We start from the raw sequence: 12,937 nt of genomic DNA on the forward strand, positions 1-12,937 counted from the left end.
CAGGAAGACCCTCGGCAACCGAAACCGGCTGCTACTGACCGGCCGCGCGCGGCAGATCGTAATGCCGCGCGAACGATGCGTAGTCCAGGTGCTCGAAGATCGGGTCCTCGTCGTCGATGTCCAGGACGGCCGCCCCGGGGCGGCGCAGCCGTGCGGGCACCACGTCGAACTCGCCGTCCTCGGTGTTCTCCACACCCAGCCGCGACCGCATCATCCGCTGGGCGCGGCGGCGGCGCAGCTGCTCCTCGATGCGCGTCTGACGTCGCAGGTACGCCAGGTAGAGCACGGTGACCGCACCGGCCATGCCCGCCAGCCACCACAGGCTGGGCGAGACGATCAAGGCCAGCAGCGTCGAGATCATCAACGTCACCGACATGCCCAGCAGCATCCGCTTGCGGAAGGTGTACTTGCGGGCACTGACAGCCTGCGCCGTCTTGGACTCGTAGCGGTTGCGGCGAGCGCTGGCCATCGATTCGGCGAGCTCCGGGTCTCCGGCGACCTCGTCGTCCTCGACCTCAAGCCCCGCAGTGTCCTCGACATACTCGTAGTCATCGGTGACCGGATCCTCGGACGCCGGCTTCTCGGCAGCGTCCTCGGTGGCCTGCTCGGCGGTCGGTTCCGCCTTCGCCTCGGCACCGCCGAAGTCGAGGGTCAGTTCCTCGGTCACCGGCGCCTCGGGATCTTCGACACGCAGGGAGCCCATCGGCAGTGCACCGGAGTCCTCGTCGACGATGTCGACATCCAGATACGGCGATTCGGCGGGCTCCTCGGCGGCCGCGGCGAGCACGACGGCGCGCTTGCGCTGTCCGGTCTGCTCGTCGAGTTCGGCCTCCAAGTCGGCGTCGAATTCGTCGTCGGCGGCGGGTTTCCAGTCCGGGTCGCTGTGGTGCCCGGCGCTGGCTCGCGGCCGGCGCAGGCGCGCATTGCGACCCGAGTTGAGCACCCGAGTCGCCAGAGCGACGTCACTGGTGCGCCGGACATTGTCGCGTTTGCTCACCAACATCGGCACCAGCACGAAAAGCCAGAGAACGACGAGGGAGATCCACAACAGAGATTGGGGGATGCTTGGCATGTCGCCTGCTCCTTTCCCATCAGGCTAGGTCGGTGACCTGCGCATCCATGTGCGGCGCGCCGATGTCAATTACACACCTGTAATTCAACAGATACAAGCACCATTAGTCACTTAAGTCACATCAGTAACAATTGTCGTCTCTGAGTCGCGAATTTTCGGAGCGCCGGGAGCCCCAGCACCCGGATACGCGCATTTCACCAGTCAGGTCCAGCTGGCCCGGCCGGCGCGCACCAGGGTCGCGGCGACCGAACCCTGGACCTCCTCGATGGTCAACGCCACCAGCAGATGGTCGCGCCACCCGCCGTCGACGTCGAGGTAGCGCTTGAGCAGCCCCTCCTCGCGGAATCCCGCCTTCGCCAGCACCGCCCGACTCGCCGCGTTCTCCGGCCGCACGGTGGCCTCCACCCTGTGCAACATGACCGGCCCGAACGCATGATCCAGACCGAGCGCCAACGCCGCGGTCGCCACCCCCGCACCATTGGACTGTTTGGTCACCCAGTAACCGATCCACGCCGAGCGCAACGCCCCGTGCGTGACGTTTCCTATCGTGAGCTGGCCGGCGAACTGACCGTCCAACTCGATGACGAACGGCAACATCCGCCCCCGCCGGGCCTCACCCCGCAGACCCGAGCACACCGCCGGCCACGACGAAAGGGCATGGCGCGCTTCCCAACTCACCTCCGAGCTGGGTTCCCACGGTTCGAGGTGGGCACGCTCGGCCAACCGCAATCGGCTCCACTGGGCGCCGTCACGCAACCGCACCGGGCGCAGGGTCACCACCCCGCCGGGCACGCGCAGCGGCCCCACCGGAACCGGCCAGCCGGGGTGTGCGGGGCTGGTGCGCCAGCGAGTCACGCGTTTAACCGCGTTGTGCCAGGAAGGCGACGTCGACGACCTCGCCGGTACGGATCTGCTCGGCCTCGCTGGGCACGATCACCAGACAATTCGCTTCGGCGAGGGTGGCCAGCAGATGCGAGGACGCGCCGGGCGCGCCGCCGAGCGCCTGCACCAGGTACTCCCCGGTGTCCTGATCGCGCATCAACTGGCCGCGCAGATAGCCCTTGCGGCCGGCGACCGAGGTGATCGGCGCCAACGTCCGCGCCTGGATGACCCGACGCAGCGGTTGCCGCTTACCCAGCGACATCCGGATCAGTGGGCGCACCATCACCTCGAAGACCACCAGCGCGCTCACCGGATTGGCCGGCAGCAGGAACACCGGCACCCCGTCGCGCCCCAACTGCCCGAAACCCTGGACCGAACCGGGGTGCATCGCGATGCGCGCCACCTCCATCTCGCCCAGTTCGGCGAGCACCGCCCGCACCGACTCGGCCGCCGCTCCCCCGACCGCCCCGGCGATCACGACGACCTCGGATCGGCTGATCTGTCCCTCGACCACCTCGCGCAGAGCCGCCGGATCGGTGTCGACGATGCCCACCCGGTTCACCTCGGCACCGGCATCGCGGCCGGCCGCGGCCAATGCGTAGGAGTTCACGTCGTAGACCTGGCCGTTGCCCGGCGTGCGCGATACGTCGACCAGTTCGCCGCCGACCGACAGCACCGTCATCCGGGGCCGCGGATGAACCATCACCTTGTCGCGTCCGACAGCTGCCAGCAGACCCACCTGCGCCGGACCGATGATGGTGCCCGCCCGCACCGCGACGTCACCGGGCTGCACATCATCACCGGTGCGCCGCACATACGCCCCGGAGCGGACACCGCGCAGCACGCGCACCCGGGACTGCCCGCCGTCGGTCCAGCGCAGCGGCAACACCGCGTCGGCCAGCGTCGGCATCGGCGCGCCGGTCTGCACCCGGGCGGCCTGCCGTGGCTGAAGGCGGCTCGGGGTTCGCGCACCCGCCTCGATCTCACCGACGACCGGAAGGCTGACCTCCCGGTTCAACCCGTCGTCATCGGTCCCGCCGACCGACAGCACATCGACACTGCGCACGGCGTAGCCGTCGATGGCGGCCTGGTCGAATCCCGGTAGGGGTCGTTCGGTGACGACCTCCTCGGCACACATCAGCCCCTGGGATTCGGCGATGGCGACGCGCACCGGCCGCGGAGCCACCGCAGCGGCCGCTACTCGAGCCTGCTGCTCCTCAACCGAACGCACTGCATGCCTTTCTCCTCTTCGAAGACCCGCCGTGCGTCGTCAGTTCTCGGCCAGGCCCAATCGCTCGACCAACCAGCGCCGCAGCTCCGGTCCGTAGTCGTCGCGTTCTAGCGCAAAGTCAACCGCAGCCTTGAGGTACCCGCCGGGATTTCCCAAGTCGTGTCGGGAGCCGCGGTGCACCACCACATGCACCGGATGCCCCTCGTCGATCAACAACTGGATGGCATCGGTGAGCTGGATCTCCCCGCCGACGCCGCGGTCGACGCGCCGCAGCGCATCGAAGATCGCGCGGTCCAGCACGTAGCGGCCGGCCGCGGCATAGGGCGACGGCGCATCCTCGGCCTTGGGCTTCTCGACCATGCCGTTGACCTTGAGCACATTCGGATTGGCCGCATCGGGTACCACCTCGACGTCGAAGACGCCGTAGGCGCTGATCTCGTCCTGGGGCACCTCGATGGCGCACAGCACCGAACCGCCGCGCTTGGCACGGACTTTCGACATGGTTTCCAGCACCCCGGTCGGCAGCACCAGATCATCGGGCAGCAGGACCGCGATGGCGTCCTCGTCGGGAAGCAGCTTCTCCTCGACACAACCGACGGCGTGGCCGAGGCCCAGCGGCTCGGCCTGCACGACGGCTTCGACCTTGATCAGTGCCGGTGCGCGGCGCACCTTCTCCAACATCACATGCTTGCCGCGGGCCTCCAGCGTGCCCTCCAGGATGAGGTCCTCGACGAAGTGCGCGACGACACCGTCTTTGCCCTCGGAGGTCACGATGATCAGCCGCTCACCGCCGGCCTCGGCGGCCTCGGCGGCCACCAGCTCGATACCCGGGGTGTCCACCACCGGCAACAGTTCCTTGGGGACGGTCTTCGTGGCGGGAAGAAAACGCGTCCCCAGACCAGCCGCCGGGACGACGGCCGTCCGCGGAATCGGTACCTCTGCCTGTGTCATCGTTGACACATTAATCCCCATCGGAGGTTGAGGCGAAGGGTGTCGACGCAAAGGTGGCAATGTTGACGAAACCGGCCTTGCGACGGCGGATTCTGGCGGCTCGCCGCGCACTGCCCGCCGCGGTTCGCGAGCACGAGACACGGTCACTGCAAACGCACATTGCGCGGTTGGCCGCCGATGTCCAGACCATCGCCGCCTACATTCCAGTCGGCTCGGAGCCGGGTGCCGATCCGTACTCGGTACCGCTACTCGACGACCTGGTGTGCTCGCGCATCCTGCTGCCGATCGCCCGAGCCGGCCAGTCGATGCAGTGGGCCGTCTACCGCCGCGGCGCGCTGGTGTCTGCGCCCTTCGGTCTCCAGGAACCGGCACCTCCGTGGCTCGCCCCGGAGACCATCGCGCAGGCCGAACTGGTCTTGATCCCGGCGCTGGCGGTGGCCCGCGACGGCACCCGACTGGGCCGCGGCGCGGGCTTCTACGATCGGGCGTTGCACCTCGCCGATCCGTCGGCCCCGCTGGTCGCGGTCGTGCGTGATGACGAACTGCTCGACGCGATCCCCGCCGAACCGCACGACGTGCCGGTGACGCACGCGCTGACCCCTGGCGCCGGACTCACCCCGCTTGGTGAGCGGGAATGACCGGGCCCACATAGCGGTTCTGGCACTTGAGCCGGTAGAGTGCCAAATAGTTTGACTGTCTCGGAGGTTGTCGTGCCTACCTATTCCTACGCGTGTACCGAGTGTGACAATCGGTTCGACGTGGTTCAGGCGTTCAGTGATGATGCCCTGACCGCATGCCCCAAATGCAACGGACGGCTGCGCAAGCTGTTCGGCAAGGTCGGCGTGGTCTTCAAGGGCAGCGGCTTCTACCGCACCGACAGCCGCGACTCGTCCAAGTCATCGAGCTCGAGCTCCAAGAGCAGCAGCGGTGACAGCTCCTCGAGCAGCTCCTCGGACTCCGGATCTTCCTCGAGTTCGACCTCGAGCTCCTCGTCCTCGAGCTCGTCATCCACCAGCACGTCATCGTCGAGCTCGTCGACCCCGGCCGCCGCCTCCAGCTGATCCCGTAAGGGTTATCCACAGGCCCGCCGACGCCATCTTCCGCCGTCCGGTCCGCCGTCCTAGCGTGACCGGATGGGGGAATCGCTTGATCCGACGGTCCTGACCCGCGTGCGCGCAGCTCTACGCCCCGACTGGACGCGGACCGTCGCTGCGCGTCGTGCCGCCGCCGGCGTACTCGTCGTGCTGGCCGCCGTGATCGCCCTGCGTCCCGACCCTGCCGGTGAGCGCATCGATGTGGTCATCGCCGCCGCCGATCTCGCCCCCGGTTCTCCACTGGAAGCCGTCGACCTGACGGTCGAGTCGCGGTTGACCACCACCGTGCCCGACGGCGCGCAGACCGATATCGGCGATGTCGTCGGTGCACACCTGACCGCACCGGCACGCCGCGGTGAGGTACTCACCGACGTCCGCCTGCTCGGCACCCGCCTCACCGAGGCGACGGCTGGTCCCGACGCAAGGGTGGTGCCGATACCGCTGACCGACGCGGCCGTGGTCGAGCTGATCCGCCCCGGTGACGTGCTCGACGTGCTGGCTGCCCCCGATTCCGGCTCCCCGCCCGAGCTGATCGCCACCCGTGCGGTGGTGGCGATGGTGTCCGCCGAAACGGACGGACCGTCTCCGGGAACGCAGCGCGTCGTCATGGTGGTGTTGCCGCGGCAGGCCGCCACCGCGGTCGCGGGCGCGGCCCTGACCGGACACCTCACCGTGACGTTCCACTGATCCGCCACCGGCCCAGCGCTGCCATACTGTGTGCGGAAATTGGCTGAACCACGAACTGCTGGAAGGGTCCCCGCATGCTCAAGGGTTTCAAGGAGTTCCTGCTCCGCGGCAACATCATCGATCTCTCGACCGCGGTCGTCATCGGTACCGCGTTCACCGCATTGGTCACCGCGTTCACCGACAGCATCATCCAGCCGCTGATCGATCGGATCGGCGCCGGCGGCGACTCCGATTACGGAATCCTGCGCATCCCCATCGGCGGCAATCAGACCATCGATCTGAACGTGCTGCTCTCGGCGACCATCAACTTCGTCCTGATCGCCGCCGTCGTGTACTTCGTGATCGTCTTGCCGTTCAGCAAGTTCCGGAAGCAGAAGGAAGAGACCGTGGAGGCGGAGGTGGTGCTGCTGACCGAGATCCGCGATCTGCTCGCCGAGCGTCCGGGCCCGACGGCCGAACAGCGTCTGGATCCCGACGCACCCAAACCCACCATCTGACCGACGTCAACACGCGAGAATGCCCGACCGGATGCCGGTCGGGCATTCTTGTACGCCCTGTCCGGCAGCCGCGAATGCAGAGAGCCCCGCCTCGCCGGGAATCGGCGAGGCGGGGCTGTCAGTGCGTCGAGAGCGGAGCGGACCTACTGCAGGCCGCGGCCGGTGGCGCCGGGGGCACGCACCAGCGTGCACTGCGGGCCGGTGTTGGCGCCGTTGAAGAACGAGGCGTTCCACGGGCTGGAGGGGTTCACGTTGATCGCGATCCAGCCGTTGGAGCCGACCTCCGTGGGCCCCTTCTCGTCGACCGTCTGCTTGGGGGTGTTGCCGTCGGGCACATACACCGACGCGGTGCTCAGGGTGCCCGCGCTGGTCTCGCACCGCTTGGCCGCCGCGGTGGCTGCCGACTGCGGCGAGGACACGACACCCTGCGATCCGACCTCGGTCGGCGCGGGTCCGGTGTCATCATCGGCCATCGCGGTGCCGGCCCCGAAGGTCAGCAGTGCGCAGGACGCGGCAAATGCACCGATGCCGACGATTCCGGCTTTCTTGACGCGATCAATGGCTTCGGCCATCAGTGAAACACCTTCCATTTCCGAGACACGCACGGACTGCGGCCCGAGCCGTTAATTGCAATAGGAGAATAGCAGGATTCCCCCCGTTGCGCTTGCCAAACAAGCACCCTTCACAGCGCGGGAATGCCGTCGGCTCGCGACGTCAAGGACGTCGAAACATCAAGTCGCCAAGACGATTTCACAAGCCACGCGGTCCTGGCGACGGATACGACCGCAACGGCTGGACGCCGAACTGAAGATCGGCCCCCGGTATACACCGGGGGCCGATCGTCAGCGTGAGAGAAACGACGTCAGTTCATGTTCCACGGTTCACCGTAGGTGGTGACGCTGTCGCCCAGGCTCGACACCAGTCGAGCAAACGGACGGAGCAGCACACCGCCGGCGGCACCGGTGACGGTTCCGTGAGCATTGGACACCGCGACAGCACCCTCGGGGCCGGCGACCTCGGTGGAGAAGGTCGCGACTTCCTGGATACCCGGGCCGTTGCCGAGGTCGGCGCTGATCGAGGCACCGGGCAGCAGCGGCGGGGTCGCGATCTCACCGACGAGCGGCAGCGCGCCGACGCCGATGACACCGAAGCCCGGGTCACCGCTCAGGGCGACGTTGGGGGTGGTGTAGCTGAAGTTGATACCGACGCCCAGCGACCACGGGAAGCCAACCTGGTAGCCCAGCTCCAGGACACCTTCGAAGTCCTCGGCGCCCGGGCCGGCGACCATGTACTTGGCCTTGCCGGAGTGGAACCACTCACGGGTCAGGCGGTTGCGGTCGAGGGGGAACACACCGTTGAGGAAGGTGTCCCACTGCTGGATCGTGAGGGTGCGATCCTTGCCATCGACGAGGCTGAGCTCGTTGTCGAGGCCTGCGTTCGAGGTGCCAGTGCTCACGAACATCGCCGCGATAGCCGCGATCATCGCGAGAAACACCCGACTGATTGTCTTCATGTTCTCCCTAAGCTGTGCCGACGGTTTTGTCCACCGTGTTGTTGATGTGCCACCCCGGCCCTAAGCCGGAACTTCACACCCCGCAAGAGCTTCATGTGACCGGAATTAGAAACTTCACATTTAGTTCTTACGGATTGCTCATCGTTGACCAGAGCAACATAACGGTGCGGCATCCACCCGGCAACGCGTACGTCCAATTGAGCGGACAGCGAGCGGAGGCATCGAGAAGTTTGCTGGCGCCGCCGATCGCCTACCGGCTGGGCGGCGGGAAGGCCGAAGCAAGATAACGCGACCGATGTTGCTCCGCACCCGGGGGTGAATACCAAGAACGGCTGGAATCAGGACGATTCCAGCCGTTCAGGATGAAAGCACTGCTCAGCCGTGGTGCGGCGGCACGTTGTCGCGGAGCCACCGATCGCGGTCGGTGTAGCCCTCGCGGTGATCGCTGTCGCGCTCATCGCTCGTGGTACTCGGAAGTTCTTCTCCGAAGACAGCGTTAACTGCATCCCGCGAGGCCCGCCTCGATTCGGTCACAGCCAGGCACCACCTGTGACCAAGATCACTTTTTGGCCGGGAATTCTGTTCACTTGACCGTAACCTTCCGGACTCGAAAAGAATGCGCCGACCTGCATGATTGCGCTTTGGCGACCATCCACGGGAGGGTCAGATGTCCAACCGGGACAGCTGGCCGATCACCTGGACCGCAAGCGGAGACAGCGTCGCCATACCGTCGCGGACAGCGGCCCGCGAGCCGGCGATGTTGACCACCAGCGTGCTTCCCGAGATGCCGGCCAGCCCGCGCGAGACACCCGCATCGACGATGCCCGCCGACAGACCCGATGCCCGCAGCGCCTCCGAAATGCCCAGCAGCTCGCGGTCCAGCAGATCCACCGTGGCCTCCGGGGTGACATCGCGTGGGCTGACTCCGGTGCCACCGACCGAGATGACCAGGTCCACACCTCCGATCACCGCGGTGTTGAGCGCGTTGCGGATCTCCACCTCGTCGGCAGCGACGACCACGACGCCATCGACCAGAAACCCGCTCTCCGCGAGTAGCTCGGTGACCAGCGGCCCGCTGTGGTCTTCTTCGTCCCCGTGTGCCGTCCGATCGTCGACGACGACGACGAGCGCGCGGCCGACCATGTCCCCTGGTTTCTCCATGCCTGTCACCGTATATCCGGCCGACGACAGCGACGCAGACAAGGTGGCCGCCAGCTCGGTCACCATTGCCGGTGCCAGGTCGATCTCGTTGGTCACTTGTCGGCCTTGCCTAGGGTCACGTCCATGGTCTGGGATCCGCCGGGACCATCGAAGGTCAAGGTCACCTTGGTGCCGGGAGCCTTGGACCGCACGGCGGCCACCAGCGCATCGGCACTGTTGATCACCCGGCCGTCGACCTTGGTCACCACCACGCCGCTGGGCAACCCGGCCGCGGCGGCCGCCCCGCCCTGGGTGACCTCGACGATCTTCGCGCCGTCGACCGAGGCGTCGTTACCCACCTGAACACCCAGCGAGGCGTGCGAGGCGGTGCCGTTCTGGACCAGCTCATCGGCGATGCGCTTGGCCTGGTCCACCGGGATGGCGAAGCCCAGGCCGATCGATCCGCTCTGCGAGCCGCCGGAGGAGCTACCGAGGGTGGCGATCGCCGAGTTCACACCGACCAGCTCGCCGTTCATGTTGACCAGCGCGCCACCGGAGTTGCCGGGGTTGATCGCGGCATCGGTCTGGATGGCGTCGAGCACGGTGTTCTGATTTTTGCTGTCGCCGCCGGCGGCCACCGGACGGTTGAGCGCGCTGACGATACCGACGGTGACCGTGCCCTCCAGGCCGAGAGGTGAACCGATGGCGACGACGTCCTGGCCGACGCGCAGGTCCGAGGACGAGCCGAGCGTGATCGGCGTCAGGTCCGAAACCCCCTCGGCCCGGACCACGGCGATATCACTGCTCGGGTCCGTACCGACCACGCGGAACGGCGCGGTGCGGCCGTCGGCGAAGGTCACCTTGGTCTCAGCGCGCCCGCCCGGTGCGTCACCCGTGGCCACGACGTGGTTGTTGGTCAGGATCAGCCCATCACTGGACAGGATGATGCCCGATCCCTCCTCGGAGGCCCGGCCCAGGTTCGTCTCCAGCTTGACCACGCTGGGGACCACCTTGGCCGCGACCTGCTCGACCGATCCGGCCGGGACGCTGGCTGCGGGTTGGCCCGGGGTGGCTCCGCTGCTGCTGGAGAAGCTGGTGGTCGGCTGGTCGGGAGTGGCCAGCACCGCCACGCCACCACCGATACCGGCCGACACCACCGCGATCGCGAGCGCGCCCGCGAGCAGACCGCCCGTGCGTGACCGCTTTTGGCCACCGACGCCCGGACCCTGCGCGGGTCGGTATGGGTCGTACTGCGGACGGGGCTGTTGGCCGTGCTGCTGCTGGCCGTGCTGTTGGGACTGCTGCGGATGGGCTTGCCGTGCGTAACGCCAGTCGTAGGGCTGCGTGTAGCCGCCGGGGTATCCGGTGGCCCGCCCCTCATAGCCGGACTCGTATCCACTCGGGCCGCTACCCGCTTGGGACGGAGGCGGGGTGTACCTCGGGTGGTTCGTCATAGGTCTGGTCGCTCTCTCTACTCAGCGGATCAGTTACTTCGTACAACGCGTTACGCACGCTCACAGTGCCGAACTGGGCTGAGAATCCACTTAGAGAAGTACCCGGTGGTCCCCTATGAATTCGCACAGAGTTCCCCCGCGGATCGCCCGCGCCGTCAATTGTGGGTGTCGGCGGCGACGCGGTCCACGATCACTCCCCGCGTGTCGCCGCCGGTGCCATCGCGCCGACGGCATCGTCACCGTCGGGCAACACCCGCCGGCCCGGCAGCACGATCCGGACCGTCGTCCCCGTCGGGTCGCCACCGGGGACGGCCTCCTCCACGCCGATCGTGCCGCCGTGCTTGAGAACCACCTGTTTGACGATGGCCAGCCCGAGCCCCGACCCGGGCATCGCGCGCGCCGAGGTGGACCGATAGAACCGCTCGAAGACCAGGTCCCGCTCGTGCGGCGGGATGCCGGGTCCGAAATCGGTGATGGCCAGTTCGGCATGCATTGCGTCGCGTTGCCACAGCCGCACCACGACACGGCCGTCGGGCGGGCTCCACTTGGCGGCGTTGTCGAGCACGTTGAGCACGGCGCGCGACAGCCCCGCGGGGTCACCATCGACCTGCCAGTCGATCAATTGCACGTCGAACTCGATATCGTTGCGGCGCCGCCGGACTCGCTCCAGCGCCCGGTCCACCACGTCGGGCAGGTCAACCTTCTCCCGGACCGTCACGCCGGCATCGTCACGGGTCAGGTCGACCAGATCGCCCACCAGGGTGGACAATTCCTCGATTTGGGCGATCACATCGGCCTGCAGTTCGGTCATCTCACCGTCGGGGAGCCGCGGTGCCCCGGGGGCCATCGCCGCCATGAGCAGTTCGACATTGGTGCGCAGCGAGGTCAACGGCGTACGCAACTCGTGACCGGCGTCGGTGACCAATCGCGCCTGCCGCTCCCGGGATTCGGCCAGTGCCCGCAGCATCATGTTGAAAGAATGGGTGAGCCGGGCCAGCTCGTCGGTGCCGACCACCGGGATCGGGCGTAGGTCGTCGGTGCGCGCCACCCGCTCGGCAGCTCTGGTCAACCGGGCCACCGGTCGTAGTCCGGCGCGGGCCACCATCCCGCCGGCGATGGCGGCCACGGCCATACCCGAGGCGCCGATGATCGCCAGCGCCGTTCCCAGCCGGTTCAGCAGCGCGATCGTGGCGGCCAGGCTCTTGGAGATCAGCAACGAATTGCCGTCGGCCAGGTGCACCGCGAGCACCCGCTGGTTGTTGGTGGTGCGCAGCGACATCAGCAGCTCACCTTGCACGACGGCCTTCTCGGGCGGCCCGAGCGGCAACGTCTGCCCCTGCTGGTTGGCGGTGTAGATATAGCGGCCGGGGCTCACCAGCATCGCGTTCACATCTGAGTAGGCGGTGCCCTCGATGGCCTTGCCCGGATCGGCTGCCAGCGAACCGCTTTCGATGAGCAGCTGGGCTCGGCTGTGCAGCTGGGTGTCGATATCGTCGTAGACCGATCGCGACACCACGGCGTACACCGCGACAGCCATGAGCACGACCACCATGGCCACCATCGACATCGCCAACAGCATCACCCGCCAACGCAACGAGACGGTGCTGACATTGCGGCTGTAGCGCCGCTGCGTGGTCTGCCCGGAATCCCGGCTCTTCGGCCGGCGCAGCCGCAGTCTCACGGCGGGGTTTCGCGCAGCACGTACCCGACACCGCGCACGGTGTGGATCAGCCGCGGCTCACCTTCGGCCTCGGTCTTGCGGCGCAGGTAGCCGACATAGACCTCAAGGGCATTGCCCGAGGTCGGGAAGTCGAACCCCCAGACCTCTTCCAGGATCCGGCTACGGGTGAGCACGCGCCGGGGATTGGCGATGAGCATCTCCAACAGCGAGAACTCGGTGCGGGTCAGGCTTATCGACCGCTCACCACGGGTGACCTCCCGGGTCACCGGGTCCAGACTCAGATCGGAGAACGTCAGCGCCCGGTTGTCCACGGTCTCCTCGGGGGTGGCCCGGCGGCGCAGCAGCGCACGCATCCGGGCCAGCAACTCCTCCAGCGCGAACGGTTTGGGCAGGTAATCGTCGGCCCCGGCATCGAGCCCGGCCACCCGTTCGGACACCGAGTCACGCGCGGTCAGCACGAGGATCGGCAGATCATCACCGGTGCTGCGCAGATGTCGACACACCTCAAGCCCGTCGAGCCTGGGCATCATGACATCGAGAACGACAGCATCCGGTCGATCACTCGAAATGGCCTCGAGGGCTTCGACACCGTCCTGGGCCAGGTCGACGGAGTAACCATTGAACGACAGCGACCGGCGCAGGGATTCGCGCACAGCGCGGTCATCGTCAACGACAAGAATGCGCACAGCCACAGTGTCATCCCTCCATCTGAGAGCGACCTGAGAGGCGCGCCGA

General features: G+C 67.3%; 14 protein-coding genes. 4 read left to right on the forward strand and 10 right to left on the reverse strand.

From position 1 onward, the window contains the following. Nucleotides 1-31: 31 nt before the first annotated feature. From sepX to PGN27_RS09370, 4 genes are all read right to left on the reverse strand, one after another. Complete coding sequence (sepX, locus tag PGN27_RS09355) at nt 32-1,072, reverse strand: divisome protein SepX/GlpR (RefSeq protein WP_335325882.1); 1,041 nt, start codon at nt 1,070-1,072, stop codon at nt 32-34. Nucleotides 1,073-1,273: 201 nt separating this feature from the next. Next, nucleotides 1,274-1,927: a GNAT family N-acetyltransferase gene (locus PGN27_RS09360; protein WP_030133413.1), complete on the reverse strand. Its 654-nt coding sequence runs from the start codon at nt 1,925-1,927 to the stop codon at nt 1,274-1,276. Nucleotides 1,928-1,931: 4 nt separating this feature from the next. Beyond that, the gene (gene glp, locus PGN27_RS09365) at nt 1,932-3,185 is read right to left on the reverse strand and encodes a molybdotransferase-like divisome protein Glp (protein WP_335325883.1); all 1,254 of its coding nucleotides are present in this window, start codon (nt 3,183-3,185) and stop codon (nt 1,932-1,934) included. Between the two features lie 39 nt (nt 3,186-3,224). Then, nucleotides 3,225-4,136, reverse strand: coding sequence for a UTP--glucose-1-phosphate uridylyltransferase (locus PGN27_RS09370; RefSeq protein ID WP_030133411.1), 912 nt, complete (start codon nt 4,134-4,136; stop codon nt 3,225-3,227). A gap of 59 nt (nt 4,137-4,195) precedes the next feature. Between PGN27_RS09370 and PGN27_RS09375 the strand changes: the two genes are divergently transcribed. The 4 genes from PGN27_RS09375 (at nt 4,196) to mscL (ending at nt 6,414) form a co-directional block, all read left to right on the forward strand. After that, complete coding sequence (locus PGN27_RS09375; protein ID WP_418888574.1) at nt 4,196-4,774, forward strand: 5-formyltetrahydrofolate cyclo-ligase; 579 nt, start codon at nt 4,196-4,198, stop codon at nt 4,772-4,774. A gap of 72 nt (nt 4,775-4,846) precedes the next feature. Then, nucleotides 4,847-5,197 carry an FmdB family zinc ribbon protein gene (locus tag PGN27_RS09380; RefSeq protein WP_335325885.1) on the forward strand — a complete coding sequence of 117 codons (351 nt, stop codon included), beginning with the start codon at nt 4,847-4,849 and terminating at the stop codon, nt 5,195-5,197. A gap of 72 nt (nt 5,198-5,269) precedes the next feature. Beyond that, complete coding sequence (locus PGN27_RS09385) at nt 5,270-5,917, forward strand: SAF domain-containing protein (RefSeq protein WP_335325886.1); 648 nt, start codon at nt 5,270-5,272, stop codon at nt 5,915-5,917. A 74-nt stretch (nt 5,918-5,991) separates the two neighbouring features. Then, nucleotides 5,992-6,414 carry a large-conductance mechanosensitive channel protein MscL gene (mscL, locus tag PGN27_RS09390; protein WP_335325887.1) on the forward strand — a complete coding sequence of 141 codons (423 nt, stop codon included), beginning with the start codon at nt 5,992-5,994 and terminating at the stop codon, nt 6,412-6,414. Nucleotides 6,415-6,557: 143 nt separating this feature from the next. Here the strand turns inward: mscL and PGN27_RS09395 are convergent, their stop codons facing one another. From PGN27_RS09395 to PGN27_RS09420, 6 genes are all read right to left on the reverse strand, one after another. Further along, complete coding sequence (locus PGN27_RS09395) at nt 6,558-6,986, reverse strand: hypothetical protein (RefSeq protein ID WP_335325888.1); 429 nt, start codon at nt 6,984-6,986, stop codon at nt 6,558-6,560. Nucleotides 6,987-7,276: 290 nt separating this feature from the next. Beyond that, on the reverse strand, nt 7,277-7,927 hold the full coding sequence (locus tag PGN27_RS09400) for a porin MspA (RefSeq protein ID WP_335325889.1): 651 nt from the start codon (nt 7,925-7,927) through the stop codon (nt 7,277-7,279). A 663-nt stretch (nt 7,928-8,590) separates the two neighbouring features. Beyond that, nucleotides 8,591-9,154 (reverse strand): MogA/MoaB family molybdenum cofactor biosynthesis protein, encoded by a 564-nt coding sequence (locus tag PGN27_RS09405; RefSeq protein WP_335328681.1) that lies wholly within the window; start codon nt 9,152-9,154, stop codon nt 8,591-8,593. A 26-nt stretch (nt 9,155-9,180) separates the two neighbouring features. Then, on the reverse strand, nt 9,181-10,521 hold the full coding sequence (locus PGN27_RS09410; protein ID WP_335325890.1) for a S1C family serine protease: 1,341 nt from the start codon (nt 10,519-10,521) through the stop codon (nt 9,181-9,183). A 190-nt stretch (nt 10,522-10,711) separates the two neighbouring features. After that, complete coding sequence (locus PGN27_RS09415) at nt 10,712-12,190, reverse strand: HAMP domain-containing sensor histidine kinase (protein WP_418888648.1); 1,479 nt, start codon at nt 12,188-12,190, stop codon at nt 10,712-10,714. An 8-nt stretch (nt 12,191-12,198) separates the two neighbouring features. After that, a complete protein-coding gene (locus PGN27_RS09420) occupies nt 12,199-12,888 on the reverse strand; it encodes a response regulator transcription factor (RefSeq protein WP_335325891.1) in 690 nt (229 codons plus the stop codon). Nucleotides 12,889-12,937 lie beyond the last annotated feature (49 nt).

The organism is Mycolicibacterium neoaurum, assembly GCF_036946495.1.
Taxonomy (GTDB): Bacteria; Actinomycetota; Actinomycetes; order Mycobacteriales; family Mycobacteriaceae; genus Mycobacterium; species Mycobacterium neoaurum_B.